This is a genomic window from Thioclava litoralis (assembly GCF_045278885.1).
GTDB classification, from domain to species: Bacteria; Pseudomonadota; Alphaproteobacteria; order Rhodobacterales; family Rhodobacteraceae; genus Thioclava; species Thioclava litoralis.
In genome coordinates this window covers 1025001-1044717 of record NZ_CP135443.1, presented here as the reverse complement: position 1 = coordinate 1044717, position 19717 = coordinate 1025001, and the positions used below count along the sequence as shown (strand labels likewise).

21 protein-coding genes are annotated in these 19717 nt (G+C 61.1%); 7 read left to right on the top strand and 14 right to left on the bottom strand.

The genetic code is table 11. The features are described 5' to 3' along the window. The first annotated feature begins 172 nt into the window (after positions 1–172). Positions 173–883 (top strand): orotidine-5'-phosphate decarboxylase, encoded by a 711-nt coding sequence (pyrF, locus tag RPE78_RS05170; RefSeq protein ID WP_406721412.1) that lies wholly within the window; start codon positions 173–175, stop codon positions 881–883. 83 nt (positions 884–966) lie between these two features. Here pyrF and RPE78_RS05165 read toward each other — a convergent pair whose 3' ends face one another. The 6 genes from RPE78_RS05165 to def (RPE78_RS05140) form a co-directional block, all read right to left on the bottom strand. Further along, entirely contained in the window at positions 967–1245 is a 279-nt protein-coding gene (locus RPE78_RS05165; RefSeq protein WP_339108423.1) for a hypothetical protein, read from the bottom strand. Between the two features lie 104 nt (positions 1246–1349). Next, complete coding sequence (locus tag RPE78_RS05160) at positions 1350–1553, bottom strand: hypothetical protein (protein WP_339108422.1); 204 nt, start codon at positions 1551–1553, stop codon at positions 1350–1352. Positions 1554–1575: 22 nt separating this feature from the next. Next, the gene (locus RPE78_RS05155; protein ID WP_406721411.1) at positions 1576–1785 is read right to left on the bottom strand and encodes a hypothetical protein; all 210 of its coding nucleotides are present in this window, start codon (positions 1783–1785) and stop codon (positions 1576–1578) included. 4 nt (positions 1786–1789) lie between these two features. Then, positions 1790–2686: a methionyl-tRNA formyltransferase gene (gene fmt, locus RPE78_RS05150; protein WP_406721410.1), complete on the bottom strand. Its 897-nt coding sequence runs from the start codon at positions 2684–2686 to the stop codon at positions 1790–1792. Positions 2687–2690: 4 nt separating this feature from the next. Further along, a complete protein-coding gene (gene def / locus RPE78_RS05145; RefSeq protein WP_406721409.1) occupies positions 2691–3191 on the bottom strand; it encodes a peptide deformylase in 501 nt (166 codons plus the stop codon). Beyond that, positions 3191–3733: a peptide deformylase gene (gene def, locus RPE78_RS05140; protein WP_406721408.1), complete on the bottom strand. Its 543-nt coding sequence runs from the start codon at positions 3731–3733 to the stop codon at positions 3191–3193. The genes def (RPE78_RS05145) and def (RPE78_RS05140) overlap by 1 nt, the downstream gene beginning before the upstream one ends. 137 nt (positions 3734–3870) lie before the next feature. Between def (RPE78_RS05140) and RPE78_RS05135 the strand changes: the two genes are divergently transcribed. Continuing rightward, the gene (locus RPE78_RS05135; RefSeq protein WP_406721407.1) at positions 3871–5046 is read left to right on the top strand and encodes a MalY/PatB family protein; all 1176 of its coding nucleotides are present in this window, start codon (positions 3871–3873) and stop codon (positions 5044–5046) included. A 35-nt stretch (positions 5047–5081) separates the two neighbouring features. On the opposite strand, the gene RPE78_RS05130 is transcribed toward RPE78_RS05135, so the two are convergent. After that, positions 5082–5429: a hypothetical protein gene (locus RPE78_RS05130; protein ID WP_339108416.1), complete on the bottom strand. Its 348-nt coding sequence runs from the start codon at positions 5427–5429 to the stop codon at positions 5082–5084. Between the two features lie 144 nt (positions 5430–5573). Between RPE78_RS05130 and RPE78_RS05125 the strand changes: the two genes are divergently transcribed. After that, positions 5574–6749, top strand: coding sequence for a lytic murein transglycosylase (locus tag RPE78_RS05125; protein WP_406721406.1), 1176 nt, complete (start codon positions 5574–5576; stop codon positions 6747–6749). Between the two features lies 1 nt (position 6750). On the opposite strand, the gene RPE78_RS05120 is transcribed toward RPE78_RS05125, so the two are convergent. The 3 genes from RPE78_RS05120 to RPE78_RS05110 all read right to left on the bottom strand — a co-directional run bounded on the left by RPE78_RS05120 (position 6751) and on the right by RPE78_RS05110 (position 12266). Then, positions 6751–8160, bottom strand: a complete 1410-nt coding sequence (locus RPE78_RS05120; protein WP_339108414.1) for an HlyD family type I secretion periplasmic adaptor subunit — start codon at positions 8158–8160, stop codon at positions 6751–6753. Beyond that, on the bottom strand, positions 8160–9920 hold the full coding sequence (locus RPE78_RS05115) for a type I secretion system permease/ATPase (protein ID WP_406721405.1): 1761 nt from the start codon (positions 9918–9920) through the stop codon (positions 8160–8162). The genes RPE78_RS05120 and RPE78_RS05115 overlap by 1 nt, the downstream gene beginning before the upstream one ends. A gap of 120 nt (positions 9921–10040) precedes the next feature. After that, the gene (locus tag RPE78_RS05110; RefSeq protein WP_406721404.1) at positions 10041–12266 is read right to left on the bottom strand and encodes a transglycosylase domain-containing protein; all 2226 of its coding nucleotides are present in this window, start codon (positions 12264–12266) and stop codon (positions 10041–10043) included. A gap of 266 nt (positions 12267–12532) precedes the next feature. Here RPE78_RS05110 and RPE78_RS05105 point away from each other — a divergent pair, with 266 nt between their 5' ends. Beyond that, positions 12533–12871, top strand: coding sequence for a P-II family nitrogen regulator (locus RPE78_RS05105; RefSeq protein WP_339108411.1), 339 nt, complete (start codon positions 12533–12535; stop codon positions 12869–12871). 27 nt (positions 12872–12898) lie between these two features. Beyond that, positions 12899–14233 carry an ammonium transporter gene (locus tag RPE78_RS05100; RefSeq protein WP_339108410.1) on the top strand — a complete coding sequence of 445 codons (1335 nt, stop codon included), beginning with the start codon at positions 12899–12901 and terminating at the stop codon, positions 14231–14233. Between the two features lie 118 nt (positions 14234–14351). Here RPE78_RS05100 and RPE78_RS05095 read toward each other — a convergent pair whose 3' ends face one another. From RPE78_RS05095 to smpB, 4 genes are all read right to left on the bottom strand, one after another. Next, a complete protein-coding gene (locus RPE78_RS05095) occupies positions 14352–14789 on the bottom strand; it encodes a MarR family transcriptional regulator (protein WP_339108409.1) in 438 nt (145 codons plus the stop codon). 153 nt (positions 14790–14942) lie between these two features. Beyond that, on the bottom strand, positions 14943–16124 hold the full coding sequence (locus RPE78_RS05090; protein ID WP_339109449.1) for an amino acid aminotransferase: 1182 nt from the start codon (positions 16122–16124) through the stop codon (positions 14943–14945). Beyond that, positions 16124–16975, bottom strand: a complete 852-nt coding sequence (gene sseA, locus RPE78_RS05085) for a 3-mercaptopyruvate sulfurtransferase (RefSeq protein ID WP_339108408.1) — start codon at positions 16973–16975, stop codon at positions 16124–16126. The genes RPE78_RS05090 and sseA overlap by 1 nt, the downstream gene beginning before the upstream one ends. Before the next feature lie 120 nt (positions 16976–17095). Beyond that, positions 17096–17572, bottom strand: coding sequence for an SsrA-binding protein SmpB (smpB, locus tag RPE78_RS05080; RefSeq protein WP_339108407.1), 477 nt, complete (start codon positions 17570–17572; stop codon positions 17096–17098). A 161-nt stretch (positions 17573–17733) separates the two neighbouring features. On the opposite strand from smpB, the gene msrP reads away from it, so the two are divergent. Beyond that, positions 17734–18639, top strand: a complete 906-nt coding sequence (gene msrP / locus RPE78_RS05075) for a protein-methionine-sulfoxide reductase catalytic subunit MsrP (protein ID WP_339108406.1) — start codon at positions 17734–17736, stop codon at positions 18637–18639. Next, positions 18639–19247, top strand: a complete 609-nt coding sequence (msrQ, locus tag RPE78_RS05070; protein ID WP_406721403.1) for a protein-methionine-sulfoxide reductase heme-binding subunit MsrQ — start codon at positions 18639–18641, stop codon at positions 19245–19247. The genes msrP and msrQ overlap by 1 nt, the downstream gene beginning before the upstream one ends. The last annotated feature ends 470 nt before the right edge of the window (positions 19248–19717 follow it).

Here is a 19717-nt window from a genome sequence, read left to right as displayed (position 1 = left end):
TCGCCTTCGGGTGCATGCCTTGACGCCGGTCAAGTCCCGTATCTGACGTTGCGGCCTTCCCGGCGGCTCTCGGCACAGGAAATTTTAGGCGATTTTTCCGTTCGCGGGGCCTCGGGGCTTGATTTTTGAGGCTGGCTTGCGCATCGGGGTGCAAACCCACAGGAGATGCCACATGACCGCCCTACTTCCCGCAGATGACCGTCTGATTGTCGCACTGGATGTGCCCAATGCGCTGGCGGCGCTGGATCTGGCCCAGAAGCTGGGCGATAGCGTGTCGTTTTATAAAATCGGTCTGGGGATGCTGACCGGCGGCGGGCTGGCTCTTGCCAACGAGCTCAAGCAGGAACATGGCAAGCGCATCTTTCTCGATATGAAATTCTTCGATATCGGCGCGACCGTTGAGAATGCCGTGCGCGGAATTGCCCAGTTCGATCTGGATTTCCTGACCGTGCATGGCGACCCCCATGTGGTGCGCGCCGCCAAAGAGGGCGCGTCGGGCAAAGATCTCAAAATTCTGGCGGTGACCATCCTGACGTCGCTGGACCGTGCCGATCTGGATGCGGCGTTGATCCAGCCGGGCGATATTGCCGATCTGGTAACCGAGCGGGCGGCCCGTGCGCTGGAGGCGGGTGCGGATGGCGTGATCGCCTCGCCGCGCGAGGCGGCGATGATCCGCGCGCTGCCGCAAGCGGAAGGCAAGCTGATCGTCACGCCGGGTGTGCGTCCGGCGGGGGCGGCTTTGGGAGACCAGAAACGGGTCGAGACGCCCGCATCTGCCCTGTCCGCCGGTGCGGATCATCTTGTGGTCGGTCGTCCGATCTGGCAGGCCGAAGACCCCAAGGCCGCGGCGCAGGCAATTCTGGCTGAAATCCGCCATATCTGACTGTTTCACGAGAAACGTCCGGACAAGGCTCAATGGAAAAGGCCCGCCAATCGCGGGCCTTTTTGTAGCTAGTAGCTATATGATTAGTTTGCCTGCGGTTGGGTGCCATTATCGGCATCAGGCGCGACATCCACCTGTGCCGGAGGCTCCTTGTTGTCCTGCGTTTGGGGCGCGGGGTCGGATTGCGGCGCGACCTCATTGGTAATGGACACATCTCCGGCGCCCGAAGGCGGGGTTGCGCTCTGATCACCGGGCGAACCCATGATGTACCACATCAACACCCCCAAAGCCACGACGATGGCCCCGAGGATGAAATACAGCCCGCCATCGCGGCGCGGCGGAGGTGTAGGGGTCTGTGACATTGTCGTCTCCTCTCGACTGAGATTTGACGGTAAAACGTCGGGGAAGCTGGCAGGTTCCCTGTTGTGAGATCCGCGCCGCCCGATGCGCAGATCCTTGCCAATGGCTACAGCGCCGGAGGCTCGAGCCCCTTCTTGCATTGCTCGGGCCCGTCATAGCGGGCCGAATAAGCGACGGCCCCGCATGTCTTGCAGCGGAATTGCTTCAGCGTGCCTTTGCCGCCCACCCGTTCCCATCGGCAGGGATTACGCCTGCGATACCACAGGAGGCCGATGAAAATGAACACCGCAAGAAAAATGGCAATAGGCATGATCCGCTCCTTTGGTTCCGATTTAAGGCTGGGCGGAGGGTGTAACAGGGGCGGGAGAGGTCACATCGGGGTGAGAGGCCGGTTCGGGCAGCAGCTTGACACCCACCAGAATCAGCACGACCAACACGGCCCACCCGCCAGGCCGCGAGATCAACCATAGCGCCACGACCAGAGCCACCCCGATCAGGCGGGAGGTCAGGGCGGTCAGAGGGGCGATCAGCAGGCCGAACATCGGATCAGTCGAGGTGCTCGGGAAGGGGCAGTGCCTGAAGCACCTGCGCCGCGCTCACCGGTTTCTTGCCGGCCCGCTGGGCCTCCAGAACCTCGACCGCGCCGGTGCTGCCCGCGATGGTAAAGCCATCCAGCACCTGACCCGCCTCACCCGACCCCGCCACCTGCGCGGCACGCAGCAGTTTGACGCGCTCGCCCTTGATCTCGCACCACGCGCCGGGGAAGGGGGAGAGCCCGTTGATCTTGCGGGTGATCTCCTCGGCAGGGGCGGCCCAATCAATCCGCGCCTCGGCCTTGTCGATCTTGCTGGCATAGGTCACCCCATCTTCCGGCTGAACCTCTATCGGCAGATCGGCAAGCCCCTCCAGCGCCTCGATGATCATCGAAGCCCCCATGACCGACAGCCGGTCATGCAGCTCGCCCGTGGTCTCGGTCGCGCCGATTTCGGTGGCGCGGCGCAGGCGCACGGGGCCGGTGTCGAGCCCCGCCTCCATCTGCATGATGCAGATGCCTGTCTCGGCGTCGCCCGCCATGATCGCGCGGTGAATGGGGGCCGCGCCGCGCCAGCGCGGCAGAAGCGAGGCATGGATATTCAGACAGCCCTGCGCGGGCGCATCCAGAATTACCTGCGGCAGGATCATCCCATAGGCCACCACCACGGCCACATCGGCCTTCAGATCGGCAAAGGCCTGACGGTCGGCGTTATCCTTGAAATTCAAAGGGGTGCGCGTTTCGATCCCCAGCTCTTTCGCCCGTGCCTGAACCGGCGAGGGGCGCAGCTTCTTGCCACGGCCCGCAGGGCGCGGCGGCTGGGAATAGGCGGCGATGACGTCATGTTCGCGCGCCAGTGCCTCGAGCACCGGCACAGAAAACTCGGGGGTGCCCATGAAGACGACGCGCATAACCTTAGCCTTTGTTCAGTTTCTTCGATTTCTGGATCAGCATCTTGCGGCGCAGGGGAGAGAGATGGTCCACATAGGTCTTGCCGTTCAGATGGTCGATCTGATGCTGTACCGAGGTCGCCCAAAGGCCCACAAAATCGCGCTCTTCCATCTCGCCATCGGCATTGAGAAAACGCACGGTCACGGCGCGAGGACGCTCGATCGGTGCCCAGACGCCCGGAAGATTGGGGCTGGCCTCGTCATGCTTGCGCATCTTGACGCTGGCATGAAGCACCTCGGGGTTGGCCATACGCACGGCCTCGCCGCGTTTGTCGGACGCATCCACCACCGCCAGACGCATCATGATCCCGATCTGCGGCGCGGCCAAGCCGACGCCCGGCATGGCGTCCATCGTCTCGATCATATCATCCCAGATCATCCGAACGGTCTCGGTGATCTCGGCCACAGGCTCGGCCGCCGTGCGAAGGCGCTTGTCCTCGAAGGGGATGAATTTGCGAACGGCCATCAGATGATCCCGTCGGATTTCGGCGCGCGGGCGCGCTCGCGTTTGAGCTTTTGCATCTTCGCGGTGATCAGCTTGCGCTTCATCGGCCCGAGATAATCGATGAACAGCTTGCCATCGAGGTGATCCAGCTCGTGCTGGGCGCAGGTGGCCCAAAGCCCGTCGAATTCCTCTTCCATGACCTTGCCGTCGATATTCAGCCATTTCATCCGCACCAGTTTCGGGCGGGTGACCTCGGCATATTGATCGGGAATCGACAGGCAGCCCTCTTCATAGGTGTTGGTCTCTTCCGAGGACCATGTGATCTCGGGGTTGATTATCACCATCGGTTGGGGCGCCGCGTTTTCTTCTTTTACGCAATCCATCACGAAGACGCGCTGCAAAACGCCGATCTGCGGCGCGGCAAGGCCGACACCGGGGGCGTCATACATCGTGGCCAACATATCATCGGCCAGTTTGCGGATTTCTGCATCGACGGAAGCGACCGGATCACAGGTCTTCTTCAGTCGCGGGTCGGGATGGATCAGGATCGGGCGTAGGGTCATAGGGCCGATTTAGGCGATGGTGGAGATTTAGGCAATGGGTCAGCGGCCCCGGCCCCGCATTATAAGGGTACAATCGCGCATTTGTATCCCGCGCCAAGAGGTGGTCTGATGCGCGGCAAAGATGCAGGAGAGTTGTCATGAGCACACCCGATTTCGACGAGATCATTGATCGCCGCGGCACCCATTCCGCGAAATGGGACAGTATGGAGGGCATTTACGGCGTGCCCGCCGAGACCGGCATTCCGATGTGGGTCGCCGATATGGATTTCCGCCCGCCCGCCTGCGTGCAAAAGGCGCTGGAAGAGATGACCCGTCAGGGCGTTTACGGCTATTGGGGCGGGAATGCCGAGTATAACGCCGCGATCCGCTGGTGGATGAAGACGCGCCACGGCTGGGACGTGCAGGACGACTGGATCTTCACCACGCATGGCTTGGTCAATGGCACGGCGCTTTGCGTGGATGCCTTCACCTCGGAAGGCGATGGCGTGATGCTGATGACGCCTGTCTACCACGCTTTTGCCCGTGTGATTAAGGCCGCGGGGCGCGCGGTTGTGGAATGCCCGCTGAAGCTGGTGGATGGGCGCTACCAGATGGATTTCGACGCGTGGGACGGGATTGTGGATGCAAAGACCCGCATGCTGGTGCTGTGCTCGCCGCATAATCCGGGCGGTCGGGTCTGGACGCAGGACGAGTTGGCGCAGGTGGTGGAATTTGCCCGCAAGCATGATCTGGTGCTGGTGTCGGACGAGATCCACCATGATCTGCTGATGCCGGGGCAAAAACATGTGCCGATGGCGAAGGTTGCGGGGGATTTTCCGGTAGTGATGATGACCGCCACCACCAAGACCTTCAACATCGCGGGCACCCATTCTGGCAATGTGATCATTGCCGATCCGGCATTGCGGGCGCGTTTTGCCGCGCGGATGGGGGCGCTCGGGATCTCGCCCAATAGCTTCGGCATGGCGATGGCGACGGCGGCCTATAGTCCCGAAGGGGCGGAGTGGGTGGATGCGCTTTGCGCCTATCTGGATGGCAACCGCCGGATCTTCGACGAGGCGGTGAATGCGATTCCGGGGCTGCGGTCGATGCCGCTGGAGGCGACCTATCTGGCTTGGGTCGATTTCTCGGGGACGGGGATGGCACGCGAGGAATTCACCCGCAGGGTCGAGAAAGACGCGCAGATTGCCGCCAATTACGGCACGACCTTCGGCAAAGGCGGCGAGGCTTACCTGCGCTTCAATCTGGCGACGCCGCGCGCGCGGGTGGAAGAGGCTGTCACGCGCTTGCAGCAGGCATTTGCGGACCTGCAATAAAGCGGTGAATGGCCCCGTCGTCGGGGCCATTTCCGTCAGGCGCTTGGCAGGTAGCCCGCCGGAGCATTGGGATCGCGCACGAAATCCAGCGGCGCGCGGTCCATCACAGGGGTTTCCCGCTTGATCGTGCAGATCAGTTCGCCATTCTCGACTTCCGATGCGATGATCAGCCCCGTGGCAATGTGGCGGATGCCCTCATACAGGGCGACTTCGCCGCGAAGATGATCGATCTCATCGGCATTCAGCGCCAGCCCGCCACGCCAGCGGCGCAGGATCGGCCAGCTTTTTTCGCCCGATTTCAGGCTCAGCCTCGTACGTTGGCCCGCGGTCTTGGTTTGCGCCTCGCGCATGGCTTGGGCAATATCTTTGGGCAAGAACTCCATCAGGTCCTCCATCTTCCGGATGAGCGGTCTTGGCATCAATTCTGTGCCGTTAATGGTGAAAATCAAGTGAAGTCGCACAAGATTTCTGACCTGATGCAAAGCCGTGGATGATGTGAAGCTTTTGGATAACCTAAGGAAATAACGATGAAATCCCTGTTTATCTCTTTTCTGGTTGTAAGTTCTGTGGCCGCGGCGCCACTTTCTGCGGCGGGCTGTGGCGGCAATTTTACAACCTTTCTGAGCACCCTGACCCTTGAATTGCAGGCCGAGGGGCTAAGCGATTCTCAGGCGAAGGCATTTCTGCATGGGGCCCGTATCGATCCGGAGGTTCTGAAAGCGGATCGGGCGCAGGGTGTGTTCCGGTTGGATTTCGATGACTTCGCGCGTCGGGTGATAAGCCGGAACCGTCTTGAGACCGGCGCGTATCAAGCGGTGAAACAAGGCCCGTTGCTGCAAGACATCGAGCAGAATTACGGTGTTTCACGTGGCGTGCTTCTGGCTTTCTGGGGGTTGGAAACCGATTTCGGACAGGTGCAGGGGACGTACAAGACCCGCGATGCGCTGTTGACGCTGGCACATGATTGCCGCCGCCCCCAGCTGTTTCTGCCACAGGTCATGGCGGCTGCAAAGCTGTATGCGCGGGGGGATTTCGACCCTTTGCGAACCCGTGGCGCATGGGCGGGCGAGATCGGGCAGGTCCAGATGCTGCCCAGGGATATTCTGGAAAACGGGGTGGATGGCGACGGGGACGGGCATGTCGATTTGAAAGGGTCTGCGGCGGATGCTCTGACGTCGGCGGCCAGACTGCTGCGTCATCTGGGCTGGCAACCGAACGCGCCTTGGCTGCAAGAGGTGACGTTACCCGATGATCTGGATTGGGCGCGGACCGGGCTGGATCATCCGGCGCCCATCTCGGAATGGGTCGCGCGCGGGGTGGTGCCGCGCGATGGCGTATTGGACCCCGCATTGTCTGCCGCCGTGATCCTGCCGATGGGGCGCAAGGGGCCGGCCTTCCTTGCTTACCCAAATTTCGAGGTTCTGTTCGAGTGGAATAAGAGTTTTGTCTATGTGACGACGGCGGCCTATTTCGCGACGCGACTGGAAGGGGCTCCGGTTTTCGAGGCGGGCCATCCCGATCCGGGGCTTTCGAAGGCCCAGATCAAGATCTTACAAGAAAAGCTCTCGGCCCGTGGCGCGGATGTCGGCACGGTGGACGGCATCTTGGGCCGCAAGACGCGGGCCGCCGTACAAGGTGCGCAATCCGCTCTGGGGTTGCCTGCCGATGCTTGGCCGACCGTTGGATTGCTGAACCGTCTTTAGCTCAACTTTCGCGGAAGGCATGTTCCAGATAGCTCATGAAAGGTGCCAGAATATAGCTGAGGGGCGTGCGGTCAGTGGTGCGCAGATAGGCTTCGACCGGCATGCCCGGCAGAAGCGGCATCTTGGACATTTCTGCCTCTGCCGCAGCATCGGGCATCACCTCCGCGCGGTAATAGGTGGTTGATGTGGCCGGATCGACCGATGCGTCGGGCGAAATCCGCAGAACGCGACCGGAGAGTTCGGGTGTTTCGCGGGAGGGCAGGCTGGGCAGGCGCAGCGAGGCCACCTGATCCTGCCGTATCTCGTCAATATTCATGGGTGGCACGCGAATTTCGATCAGCATCGGGCGGTCTTGCGGGATAAGATAAAGCACCGGATCTGCGGGACGAAGTACGGCCAGACGGGTCGTGATGGCCATCTCGTGCACGATCCCGTCAATCGGCGCGCGGATGTCCAGAAGCGCGATCTTGTTTCGCAAATCGCGCGTTTGCTCCATCAAGGTCAGTTCTTTCTGGTCGATGTCGCGCAGCTGGTCCTCGGCTTCGACGCGGCGTTCGGACGTGGCTTGGAGCTTCTGGATTTCGGTCGAGGTGATCTCTTCCTCGGTTTCGGCGCGTTGTGCGATAAGCTGGCCGCGTTGTCCGAGAAGACTGGCCAGTTCGCGCTCCAGAGAGAGAATGCGTGTGCGCTGGGTCAGACCGCGTTCAAAAAGGCCTTTTTGCGATTGTAACTCGCGCGACAGAAGCATTTGCTGTTGCCCGATGGCGTTGATCTGCGCGTCGATCCCTGTCAGCCGGTTGGCGGCCTGAAGCGCTTTGCGATCCAGCTGGGACAGCATCTGGGCCAGTGTTTCGCGGCGGGCATCGAACAAGGTGGACTGGCCCGTCAGGATCTTCCGCAAATCGGCACGATTGGCGGCTTTCGCGGCCAGAACAGGGGGTAGGGCCACCTGCTCTGCGCCAATTCTTTCGGCCTGGAGCCTTGCGCGCCGTGCCCGCAGGTCGAACAGCTGGTCTTCGAGGATGGTGAGATCAGATTGCATATCGCCACCGTCCAGCCGGATCAGAATATCTCCGGCGGCAACCTTATCGCCGTCATGCACATAGATTTCCTCGACCCTTCCCCCCTGAGGGTGCTGCACCACCTGCCGGTTCGTGTCGAATTCCAGACGGCCGGAAACGATAACAGCCCCCGCGATGGTTGTCAGGCTTGCCCAGCTGCCGAAGATCACCACCAGAATGAACAGCGCCGCATAGCCCAGAAGCAGCAGCCGTTTGGTGGCGCTGTCTTTGGGGGCGATCTGCCCCGAAGGCACGGGCTTTTTTGCCGGGGTCACCGGGCGGGGAGGGGTCTGGGCCAGACGTCTGGAAAGGTCGGCCACCCGGAGCGGGGTTTGAGGTTCGTAGCGCATCAGAGGGGGCCTCCGTGACGGGGCTGGGCTTTGGACCGGTCATAGCTGGCGATCTGGCTGATATCCTTGGCGTTTCGCACGGTTTTGGACAAAACCTCTTGGCGCGGGCCATAGGCGCGGACCTGACCACGGTCCAGCATCAGCAGCATATCGCATTCCGTAATGGCCGCCGGACGATGGGCCATCACGATCACCGCGCCCCGCCGCGCCTTCATTTCGCGGATGGCATGGTTGAGTGCGGCGCTTCCATCGGCATCAAGATTGGCATTCGGCTCGTCCAGAATCAGCAGGACGGGATCGCCGTAAAGCGCGCGGGCCAGACCGATGCGCTGGATCTGTCCGCCCGAGAGCGGCCCCGACGCGCCCTGCACCCGTGTCTCGTAACCGTCCGGCAGATCAAGGATCATGTCATGCGCATCGGCGCGCTTTGCCGCCTCGATCACCGAATCGAGAGACGGTGTCTCTTTCATGCGTGCGATGTTTTCCGCAATCGTGCCCTCGAAAAGCGTAACGTTCTGCGGAAGATAGCCCAGAAGCTGGCCCAGCGTGTCCGACTGGAAACGCGCAAGTTCGTTATGGTCCAGACGCAGATGCCCGTCGGCAATCGGCCTGACGCCGCATAGGGTCCGTGCCAGTGTGGTCTTGCCGCATCCCGAAGGCCCGATGACCCCCAGCGCCTGTCCGGGTTCCAGCCGGAAGCTGACGGCACGCAGGGCGGGCTTGCGGGCGCCGGGCGGAAAGACGGTCAGGTCTTTTGCCCAGATCCGCGCGGCGGGGCGCGAAGGGATCGTGCTGCTTTCGGCGGGCTTGCTATCAAGCAATTCCGGCAGACGGTTCCAGCCGTCGCGGGCGCGCATGATGACGCTCCATCCGCCAATGACGGTTTCCACGGGGCTGAGGGCGCGCCCCATGAGGATCGAGCCAGCAATCATCGCCCCCGCGCTCATCTCGCCGCGCAAGACAACCCAGGCACCCAGGGCCAGCATGGCGGATTGCAGAAGCTGCCGGAAGCTGCGGGTAAAGGTGGTGAAGCCATTCGTGCGGTCGGCGGCGCGGGCCTCGCTTTGGGTGGCAAGGCTGCGGCTGTCGCGCCAGCGCCGGAAGGCGGCGCCCTGCATGCCCAAGGCCTGCAACAGTTCGGCCTCGTCGCGCAAATAGGTGCCCAGCCTGCTGGAGGTGGTTTGCGCTTTCGCGGCCTCGCGGCTGAGGCCACGGGTGGCCAGACGGTTGAGCAGGGTGACCGCAATCAGAACCGCGCCGCCGCCCAATGCCAGAAGTCCCAGCAGCGGATGGAAGATGAAGATGGCCATGAAAAACAGCGGTGACCAAGGCATGTCGAAGATGGCCAGCAGAATGCGCGAGCCCAGAAGTTTCTGCACGGCATCCAGATCGACCAGACCCAGACTGGAGACCAGATCTTCGGGGTTGAGCGCATTGCGGCGTAGCACCGCGGCAAAAACCCGCGATTCCAGACGGCCCATCATACGTTTGGCCACATGCGACATCAGCTGGGCGCGGGCAAAATCCAGAGTGCCCATGATCGTGTAAAGAAACACCACCAGCAGGAACAGGCTGGCCAGCGTTTCCTCCGCACGCGAAGCCAGCACCCTGTCATAGACCTGCAGCATGAACATCGGACCCGTCATCATCAGCAGGTTCACGAAAGCCGAGAACACCGCGACGCTGACCAGAAGCCCTGCCTCGCGCTGCCGTTCGGCATTCAGCTCTTTCTTTCCCTTCAGAAAACGACGATCCGGCATGACACCCTTTCAGAGTTGTCGCAAAAGAACCCCGGCACCTGTTTCAAGAGGTGCCGGGGTCCAGTGTTGCCCAGAGGTCTTTCCGAAGATTTACCGCAAGGGTTGAATCTCGTTAAAGCTCTAACGTTTTCCGGTAATCGCCCCCAGAACATCATTGATGATCTTTTCGGCGATATTCGGCTCTTGCTGCTGAACCGGCTGGTTCTGCGCATTCCAGCCGGACACGACGGTGCCATCGCTGGAATAGGTCTGCCCGTCATAGGTTTGCCCGTCATAGGGCTGGGTCTGGCCGCGCCATTCCGACGGGTCGGCCATCGGCAGCGGTTTCGATTCCTGCCCCTGTTCGACGCGGGTCATGACCTCGTGCCAGATCTCGGCGGGCAGGCCGCCGCCGGTCACGCCGGTCAGGGGCTTGTTATTGTCATTGCCCATCCAGACGCCGGTGACGTAATCGGCGGTGAAGCCGATAAACCATGCATCCCGCGCCGACTGGGTGGTGCCGGTCTTGCCCGCAACCTCGTAGCCGTTCAGCTTGGCGCGGCGGCCGGTGCCGTTCTCGACGACGGAATGCATCATATAGACCAGCTCGCGCGCGGCTTTCTCGGAGATGACCCGCTCGCCGATGCCGCCGCCGGAAGTGAAGATCGGGGTCTGGTCCCCCTTCAGTCGCAGGTCCGTCAGGCCATAGGGTCGGACCGAGGAGCCGCCATTGAGGATGCCCGCATAGGCCCCCGTCATGTCGATCAGGGTCGATTCCGACACCCCGAGACCCAGCGCCGGACCCTTGGCTAGATTGTGCCCGAAGCCGAAATCTTCCGCCACTTTGCGCACGGCATCGCGGCCTACCTCTTCCTGTAGGCGCACGGTGGCCACATTGACCGAATGCGTCAGCGCCTGCGTCAGGGTGATCGGGCCGCTATAGGTGCGCTCGTAGTTCTGCGGTGACCACGGGCCGGAGCCGGGAATGTTCAGCGTCAGAGGTGTGTCCTGCACGATGGAATCAGGTGTGTAGCCCATATCCATCGCCGCCGCATAGACGAAGGGCTTGAAGGTCGAACCGGGCTGGCGCAGGGCCATTGTCGCGCGGTTGAACGCCCCCGTCACCTTGCTTTCGCGCCCGCCGACCATCGCACGGACCGCCCCGTCGGCGCTCATGACAATGATCGCCGCTTCCGCTTTGGAGCCATCCTTGACCTTGTTGTCGAACACATCCTTCAGCGCGCTTTCGGCGGCAGCCTGCACCCGTTGGTCCAGCGTGGTATGCACGATCACATCTTCGGTGGTGTCGCTTGACAGGAAGGGCGGGATGTCATCCATCACCCAGTCGGCAAAATAGCCGCCCGCACGTTTCTGCGCCGCTTCCGACAGGGTTGCGGGATGCGCCACGGCCTCCTGATACTGGGCATCGGTCAGGAATTTCTGCTCGTGCATCAGGGCCAGAACCGTGCCTGCCCGCGCCTGCGAACGTGCCAGATTATTGGTCGGGGCATAGCGGGTCGGTGCTTTCAGCAGGCCGGCAAGCATGGCGGCCTGCTGCGGGTTCACATTGGCTGCCGAGATCCCGAAATACCGCTGTGCGGCGGCTTCGAAGCCGCGCGCGCCCGCCCCCAGATAGGCCCTGTTGAGATAGATCGTCAGGATGTCGTTTTTGGTATACTTGGCTTCCATCGCCAGCGCATAGGGGATCTCTTTGATCTTGCGCGTCAGCCCGCCCGAGCGGCAGTCGGTTTCATATTCGGCCTCGTTCTTCCATTTCTTGGGGTCATATTCGACGCCCAGACACAGAAGCTTTGCCACCTGTTGCGTGATGGTCGAGCCGCCATTGCCGGAGAAGGGGCCGCGCCCCTCGCTGAGGTTGATGCGGATCGCCGAGGCGATGCCGCGCGGGCTGACCCCGAAATGATGGTAGAAGCGGCGGTCTTCGGTGGCCACGACGGCCTCGCGCAGATAGGGCGAAACGTTCTTGGCGGTAATCTGGCCGCCAAAGGTTTCCCCGCGCCATGCGAAAACCTGATTGTCACGGTCGAGCATCGTGACAGAGCCGCGGGTCCGGCCATCCAGCAGGGTCTCGAGCGGCGGGAGCTGGGTGTAGTAGTAATAGACGAAGCTACCCAGCACCAAAGCGATCACGGCAAAGACGCGCCACGTGACCTTGAACAGCAGGCTTCCGAAGAACCTCAAAAGGCCCAGCAGCAATCCGACAATCAGGCCGTGACGCCGCACAGGACGCTTCCGAGCCGGTTTTGCGGATTTCTTTGGGGGGGTCTTCTTCGGTCCAGGTTTGCCGCCGCGAGGGTAGCGTCGTTCCGCCACCAGCGGTTTGCGCGGGCCGCCATTATTTGCCATCTGCTCGTTTCCGTTTTTGATCGTTGCGGATAATTTACACGGCTGGGCAGGCTTTGTGGAGATTATGGTTCTCACGATTCGGTATATTGTCCGCTTAAATTTTAATCTTGCTGCTTAAATATTGGATATTGCCTGCGCTGAAAGGCACGGGATCGTGAGGAGGCGATGAGGGTTTGCTTGTGCAATGCCTAAGAAATGGGCTTTCTGACAGCGTGCCGCCTATCGAATCCGGCAGGCGGAGCTGCGGATACAGGAAGGGATCGAACGTGAAACTGATTATTGCAGCAATCAAGCCTTTCAAGCTGGAAGAGGTGCGTGAAGCACTCACCTCCATCGGCGTGCGTGGCATGATGGTGACCGAAATCAAGGGTTTCGGAGCGCAGTCCGGTCATACGGAAATCTATCGTGGCGCCGAATACGCGGTGAATTTCGTGCCGAAGGTGAAGCTTGAAATCGTCGTGACCGATGGTCTGGCGGATGAGGTCGTCGACACGATCCTCAAAGCCGCAAAAACCGACAAGATCGGTGATGGCAAGATCTTTGTGCTCGATGTGGCACAGTCGGTTCGCGTTCGTACCGGGGAAACCAACGAAGACGCTCTATAAGCGTTACGGAATACAGGGATAGGTGAAATGAACAAATTGCTGAAATCAGCGGCGCTTGCCTCGGCATTCGCCCTGTCGGCCCTGCCGGCTTTGGCACAGGACGCCACGGAAGCGGCAGCGCCTGTGATCGACAAGGGCGACGTGGCCTGGATGATGACCGCGAGCCTGCTCGTGCTCTTCATGCTCGTTCCCGGTCTGGCACTGTTCTATGGCGGGCTTGTGCGCACCAAGAACATGCTCTCGATTCTGATGCAATGTACCGTAGTCGGCGCAATGGTGATGGTGATCTGGGTGGTCTATGGCTACTCGATGGCCTTTGGCGGCGGCACCTCGCCGTTCTGGGGCGGTTTTGGCAAGCTGTTCCTTGCAGGGGTTACGCCGGACACGACCGCCGCCACCTTCACTGATGGTGTCGTGCTGCCGGAATATGTCTTCATCGCGTTCCAGATGACATTTGCCGCAATCACTCCGGCGCTGTTCATCGGCGGGTTCGCCGAGCGTGTGAAATTCTCGGGCGTTCTGGTCTTCTCGGCGCTTTGGGTCACCTTCGTCTACTTCCCGATCGCCCATATGGTGTGGGATGGCGCAGGCCTGATCTTCAACATGGGCGCAATCGACTTTGCCGGCGGCACCGTGGTGCATATCAATGCCGGTGTGGCTGCGCTTGTTGCCGCGATCTTCATCGGGCCGCGCATCGGTCTGGGCCGCGATATGATGGCACCGCATTCGATGACGCTGACGCTGGTGGGTGCGGCGATGCTGTGGGTCGGCTGGTTCGGCTTCAACGCGGGCTCCAACCTTGAAGCCAATGGCGGCGCAACGCTGGCACTGTTCAACACCTTCGTGGCCACTGCTGGCGCGATCCTTGCATGGTGCCTCATCGAATCGATGGCACGTGGCAAGGCGTCGATGCTGGGGGCTGCCTCGGGGATGGTTGCAGGCCTCGTGGCGATCACTCCGGCATGTGGCACCACCGGTCCGGTTGGCGCGATTGTTCTGGGCGCTGTGGCTTCGGGCTTCTGCTACTTCTTCGTCACCACCGTGAAGAACAAGTTCGGCTATGACGACAGCCTCGATGTCTTCGGCATCCACGGCGTGGGCGGGATCGTCGGCGCGATCGGCACCGGTATCCTGTGCGCACCGTCGCTGGGCGGCACCGGCTATGTGGTCGAGGCAGGCACGATGGCGGCACAGGTCATGGCGCAGATCAAGGCGATTGGTGTGACCATCCTGTGGACGGGGATCGGCTCGATCATCCTGCTCTACATCACCAAGGCCCTTGTCGGCTTCCGCGTCAGCCAAGACGAAGAGCGTCAGGGTCTGGACCAGACCTCGCATGGCGAAAGCGCGTATCACCCGTAAGAGGGGCGCATCACCGCTTAGAAGAAAGGCCCGGATCCGTGCGATCCGGGCCTTTTGCTATGTGATGGCGTCGCCTGTAACACGCCCGGGGCAAGGCTGTCGCGATCTGGGCGTGGCCTCAACGGTGCTGGTTGTTCAGCGTATTGAGGTTGTGGATCAGCTTTTCCAGAATGTCGGTCAGTTCTTCATAGGTGCCCTCGGGCATACCGGTCATGGATTCGGCATAAACGCGGTCAGCGGCGCTACGGGCTTCGGTGAACGTGTTCTGGGCCTTTTCTGTCGGCGCAACCAGCCGCACGCGACGGTCATTGGGGGAGGGGGCCCGCTCGACCCAGCCGCCCTGTTCCATCCGGTCGACAAGACGCGATACCGAGATCGGCTCGATTTCCATCAACTCGGCAATCCGCGCCTGCGGCAGCGGTCCTTCACGCATGAGAATCGACATAAGGCGCCATTGCGAAGATGTCAGTCCGATATCGGCCGTATGGGTTTCAAAGCGGCTGCGCACGGCGCGCGAGGCGTCGTGCAGAAGATAGGCTAGGCGGGCTTTGGGCATAGGGAACCTCTGTTGTCTGACATCATCTTAGGATGAAACGGTTATTATTTTATAAGTTTGCTCAAAGTAACTCTACCGCATTCGTCTTACAATATATGAAAAAAGGCAGCCCTGGGGGCTGCCTACTTAGGTCTTAAAGATGCAATCTGCGGGTCAGACGCCGGCTGCGACAATCGCCTTGGCCAAGAGCGGCACCGAGTTTTCATTCAGGCCGGCGATGTTCAGACGCGAGTCACCGACCATATAGATCGCGTTATCTTCGCGCATTTTCATCACCTGTGCCTCGGTCGCCCCCAGACGCGAGAACATGCCGCGGTGACGGGCGAGGAAGTCGAACCGGTCCGAATTGGTCAACTGGCGCAGCTCTGCGGCCAGTTGCTCGCGCAGGCCCAGCATGCCGTTGCGCACGGATTCCAGCTCGTCTTCCCATTCCTGACGCAGGGTCGGGTCGGTCAGGACTTTCGCCACCAGCGCCTGCCCGTGGAAGGGCGGGAAGGAATAGGCCAGACGGTTCAGCTTGCCCAGATTGTCCTGCGTGATTGCGGTATTGGCCGCATCGCCCAGCACCATCAGACAGCCGGTGCGCTCGCGGTAGATGCCGAAGTTCTTCGAGCAGGAGGCCGCGATCATCAGTTCCGGCATCTTCTCGGCCATCAGGCGGGTGCCTGCGGCATCGGCTTCCAGACCGTCGCCAAAGCCCTGATAGGCCAGATCGATCATCGGGGTCGCGCCGTTTGCCAGCAGGGTCTCGGCAACCACGGCCCATTGCTCCAGCGTCAGGTTCGCGCCGGTCGGGTTATGGCAGCAGCCATGCAGCAGGACGACATCCCCCTTCTTGGCCTGCTTGAGGTCTTCGATCATCGCGTCAAAGGCCACCGCGCGGGCGTCATTGTCGAAATACCGGTAGGGTTTGACCTCGACACCCATGAAATTCAGGATGGCGATATGGTTCGGCCAGGTCGGGTCCGACACCCAGACTTTCATCTCGGGGTTGGCCAGACGCGCCAGTTCGAAGGCCTGACGGCAGGCACCGGTGCCGCCGACGGTCGACAGGAAGGCCAGACGGTCCGCCGGATAGCCTTCGCCCAGCACCATCGCGGCCATTGCGCCGTGGAAATCCGGCTGGCCGATCAGGCTGGCATAGGTTTTGGTGGTTTCGGTCTCGTGCAGGATCTTCTCGGCTTTCGAGATTGCCGACATGATCGGGGTCTTGCCTTCAGCAGTCTTGTAGACGCCGACACCAAGGTCGATCTTTTCGTCGCGCGGATCGGCGCGATAGAGGCCGGACAAGGCAAGGATCTTGTCCGCCGGCGTGGGTTTGAGATTGCTGAACATCATGCTTCTCCGGTTGCGACCCTGAGGTCGTTATACATGCCCCATTCGGACCAGCTGCCGTCATAAAGCGACCAATCCGATTTGCCCATCGATTCGAGCGCCAGCGCCAGCACGGCCGCCGTCACACCCGATCCGCAGGACGTGATGGCGGGTTTCGCCAGATCGACGCCTGCTGTTTCGAAAATCGCGCGCAGGTCCTCGGGGGATTTCATCGTGCCGTTCGCGTTGAGAACCGTACCGAAGGGCACATTGCGCGCATTGGGGATATGGCCTGCCCGCAGACCGGGGCGCGGCTCGGGCTGGCTGCCCGCAAAGCGTTCGGCGGCACGCGCATCGATGATCACCGCATCGCCCAGTTTCGAGCTATGCGCGACCTGCGTCACATCCTTCACTAGCTGCGCCTGACGCTGCACCGTCATATGCCGTTCGCGCAGCACGGGCGGCATGTCTTCGGTGGGGCGGTTCTCGGCCAGCCATTTCGGCAGGCCCCCATCCAGCACCGCAACATCGGCTTTGCCGAACAGCTTGAACAGCCACCACACGCGCGGTGCCGAGAAAATGCCGCATTGATCGTAGATCACCACCTGATGGCCGTCGCCCACGCCCATTGCCCGCATCCGCGAGATGAACTTTTCGGCGGGCGGTGCCATATGTGGCAGATCGGAACGCTGGTCGGAAATCTCGTCGATATCGAAAAAGCGTGCGCCGGGGATATGGCAGGCGTCATACGCCGCCTTCGCATCCTTATCGGACCCCGGCATGAACCAGGATGCATCGATCACCCGCAGATCGGGATTTTTCAGATGGTCCTCAAGCCAGTCGGTCGATACCAGTATCTTCGGATTATCCATCGCGCGCCTCCCTCCCTTTTACTCAGCTTCCTGATTAAACGGAAGAGGATCGGGGGTGCAAGGGCGGATCGGGCAAGGCTGCCTTGCCCGCACAGCCGCAGCTTGCAGCCGCGCGTCAGGTCAGAGGTTCTGCTTGAGCAGGCGCTGCTTCTGGCGATCCCAGTCGCGCTTGGCTTCGGTGGCGCGTTTATCGGCCACTTTCTTCCCCTTGGCGATGCCGATCAAGAGCTTCACCAGACCCTTTTCATTGAAATACATCTTCAGCGGCACGATGGTCATGCCTTCGCGCTGGGTCGCATTCCACAGCCGCGAGAGTTCACGCTTGGACACCAGCAGCTTGCGCTTGCGGCGTTCCTCATGGCCGAAGGTCTTGGCCTGAGCGTATTTCTCGATATTGCCGTTGATCAGCCACAGCTCCGCCTCTTCGACGGATGCATAGCTCTCGGCGATATTGGCGCGGCCATTGCGCAGGGACTTGACCTCGGATCCGGTCAGCACGATGCCTGCCTCGAGCGTATCCTCGACGGCGTAATGGTAGCGTGCCTGACGGTTCTCGGCGATCAGGCCGTTATTCTCGGAACTCGGTTTCTTAGCCATGATCGGGCAGAGATAGGGCGGCTAGCCGCCCGAGTAAAGATCCTACAGGCTGCGGGGTGACCAAATCGTGAGGGATTTTTGCGCAAAGCCTGAAACTTCTGCCCCGTCCGGCCCGTATACTTCCCCGTATGCTTTGCCAGATGCCTATAGCCGGAGGGTCGATGATGCGCCAAGACTGGGATATCTACAAGGATCGGGATGTCACCCCGAAGGAGATGTTTCTCAACCGCCGCCAGATCATGGCTGGTGGCCTCGGGGCGGCGTGTGTCACGGCCCTGCCGCGCGGCGCCCGTGCCGAGGCGCTCACGCCCAATAGCTTCGAGGAGATCACCTCTTACAACAATTTCTACGAATTCGGCTGGGACAAGTCGGACCCGAAAAAATATGCGGCGGCGCTGACCACGACCCCTTGGTCGGTGGAGATTGACGGGCTGGTCGAGAGGCCCGGCACCTATGCGCTGGAGGATCTGCTGAAGATGGTCACCGTCAGCGAACGTATCTACCGTTTCCGCTGTGTCGAGGCCTGGTCGATGGTGATCCCGTGGTCGGGGTTCCAGTTGTCGGACCTGCTGGAAAGCGTCGGTGTGCAATCCGGCGCCCGATATGTGGGGTTCACCTCGGTGCTGCGCCCGAAGGAGATGCCCGGCCAGAGCGGGTATTCCGGCATCGACTGGCCCTATCAGGAAGGGCTGCGGCTGGACGAGGCGATGAACCCGCTGACCCTGATGGCCACCGGCCTTTATGGTGAGGACCTTCCCAAGCAGAACGGCGCACCGATCCGGCTGGTCGTGCCGTGGAAATACGGGTTCAAATCGGCCAAGAGCATCGTGAAGATCTCGCTCCTGAAAGACCAGCCGCTGAATACATGGCAGGCGCTGCAGCCGAAGGAATACGGCTTCTATGCCAATGTGAACCCGCAGGTAGACCATCCGCGCTGGTCACAGGCCACCGAGAGGGTGATTGGCGCGGGGCTGTTTGGCGGGCGGAAAGAGACGCTGATGTTCAACGGCTACGGCGAGCAGGTGGCCTCTCTCTATAAAGGCATGGATCTGCGGAAGTTCTACTGATGCAGCTGGCTATCGCGTCTCCGATCAATCGCGCCACACGTCATCTGCCGACATGGCTCGTCTATATAGCGGGGCTGGTCCCCTTGGCTTGGGTGGTGTGGCTGGTGCTTTCCGGCGGGATCGGTGTCGATCCGGTCAAAGGGATCGAGCACCGTCTGGGCAAGATCGCGCTGTGGTTCCTGATGGGCGGGCTGGTGATCTCGCCCCTGCGCCGAACCACGGGGGTGAACTTGCTGCGTTATCGCCGTGCCGTGGGGCTTCTGGGCTTCTTCTATGTGGCGCTGCATCTGGCGGCTTGGGTGGTGCTGGATATGGCGCTGCTCTGGGGGCAGCTCCTGCCTGACCTCTATCGCCGCCCCTATCTGTTCTTCGGGATTGCCGCCTTTGTGCTGATGATCCCGCTGGCGCTGACCTCGAATAAGGCCTCGATTCGGCATCTGGGCAAAAACTGGCGCCGCCTGCACTGGCTGGTCTATCCGGCCGTCGGCTTGGGCGTGCTGCATTATGTCTGGCAGATGAAGGTGATCTCTCAGGAAGGCTGGATCTGGATCGCGGCATTCACCCTGCTGATGCTTCTTCGGGGTGGCTGGGGTTTGATGGGCCGTTAAGGAGCGCTTTGAGGTGGGTTTGTTTTCGCGTTGGGGCGGGTTCGGCTGGGGCAGGGTGTGTGTGGGTTGGTTTTTGGGCGGGGGATTCCTGTAGTTTTGGGTGTGTTGGGGATTGGCGTCATAAAACTGTTCGAAATATATGCTTTAATTTCAGTTGGTTGGCTGATTTTTTTGGTTTTTGGCATGTTTTTGTGAAAAAAGGGGTTGCGGGTTGTGGGTGTTCTCCGTAAATACCGCTTCACCGCAGCGGCAGACGACGCAGCGGGGCGCGGAAGCCGCGGCGGACGGGATCGAAAGAGACGGTTTGAAGCGGTTGAAGCGATAGAAATTCGGAAGATTAGGTTGGCGGTTAGCACCTGAGGATTGGGTGCTGCTGGTAATTTTTGTCTTCGGCTCTTTGACATTGATGGTTTTACTGAAGAGATATGCGGGCGGTTTGGTCGATGATCGACTAAATGATCGTTTGCATA

What these genes read in the sequence shown, in the direction of transcription:
- RPE78_RS05160 (WP_339108422.1), bottom strand. Translation starts at nt 1,553, where the DNA reads ATGCCTATTGCCATTTTTCTTGCGGTGTTCATTTTCATCGGCCTCCTG.
- def (WP_406721409.1), bottom strand. Translation starts at nt 3,191, where the DNA reads ATGGCCGTTCGCAAATTCATCCCCTTCGAGGACAAGCGCCTTCGCACG.
- RPE78_RS05125 (WP_406721406.1), top strand. Translation starts at nt 5,574, where the DNA reads ATGAAATCCCTGTTTATCTCTTTTCTGGTTGTAAGTTCTGTGGCCGCG.
- RPE78_RS05110 (WP_406721404.1), bottom strand. Translation starts at nt 12,266, where the DNA reads ATGGCAAATAATGGCGGCCCGCGCAAACCGCTGGTGGCGGAACGACGC.
- RPE78_RS05165 (WP_339108423.1), bottom strand. Translation starts at nt 1,245, where the DNA reads ATGTCACAGACCCCTACACCTCCGCCGCGCCGCGATGGCGGGCTGTAT.
- RPE78_RS05100 (WP_339108410.1), top strand. Translation starts at nt 12,899, where the DNA reads ATGAACAAATTGCTGAAATCAGCGGCGCTTGCCTCGGCATTCGCCCTG.
- RPE78_RS05120 (WP_339108414.1), bottom strand. Translation starts at nt 8,160, where the DNA reads ATGCGCTACGAACCTCAAACCCCGCTCCGGGTGGCCGACCTTTCCAGA.
- RPE78_RS05090 (WP_339109449.1), bottom strand. Translation starts at nt 16,124, where the DNA reads ATGTTCAGCAATCTCAAACCCACGCCGGCGGACAAGATCCTTGCCTTG.
- RPE78_RS05135 (WP_406721407.1), top strand. Translation starts at nt 3,871, where the DNA reads ATGAGCACACCCGATTTCGACGAGATCATTGATCGCCGCGGCACCCAT.
- RPE78_RS05155 (WP_406721411.1), bottom strand. Translation starts at nt 1,785, where the DNA reads ATGTTCGGCCTGCTGATCGCCCCTCTGACCGCCCTGACCTCCCGCCTG.
- RPE78_RS05130 (WP_339108416.1), bottom strand. Translation starts at nt 5,429, where the DNA reads ATGGAGTTCTTGCCCAAAGATATTGCCCAAGCCATGCGCGAGGCGCAA.
- msrP (WP_339108406.1), top strand. Translation starts at nt 17,734, where the DNA reads ATGATGCGCCAAGACTGGGATATCTACAAGGATCGGGATGTCACCCCG.
- RPE78_RS05095 (WP_339108409.1), bottom strand. Translation starts at nt 14,789, where the DNA reads ATGCCCAAAGCCCGCCTAGCCTATCTTCTGCACGACGCCTCGCGCGCC.
- def (WP_406721408.1), bottom strand. Translation starts at nt 3,733, where the DNA reads ATGACCCTACGCCCGATCCTGATCCATCCCGACCCGCGACTGAAGAAG.
- msrQ (WP_406721403.1), top strand. Translation starts at nt 18,639, where the DNA reads ATGCAGCTGGCTATCGCGTCTCCGATCAATCGCGCCACACGTCATCTG.
- smpB (WP_339108407.1), bottom strand. Translation starts at nt 17,572, where the DNA reads ATGGCTAAGAAACCGAGTTCCGAGAATAACGGCCTGATCGCCGAGAAC.
- sseA (WP_339108408.1), bottom strand. Translation starts at nt 16,975, where the DNA reads ATGGATAATCCGAAGATACTGGTATCGACCGACTGGCTTGAGGACCAT.
- RPE78_RS05115 (WP_406721405.1), bottom strand. Translation starts at nt 9,920, where the DNA reads ATGCCGGATCGTCGTTTTCTGAAGGGAAAGAAAGAGCTGAATGCCGAA.
- fmt (WP_406721410.1), bottom strand. Translation starts at nt 2,686, where the DNA reads ATGCGCGTCGTCTTCATGGGCACCCCCGAGTTTTCTGTGCCGGTGCTC.
- pyrF (WP_406721412.1), top strand. Translation starts at nt 173, where the DNA reads ATGACCGCCCTACTTCCCGCAGATGACCGTCTGATTGTCGCACTGGAT.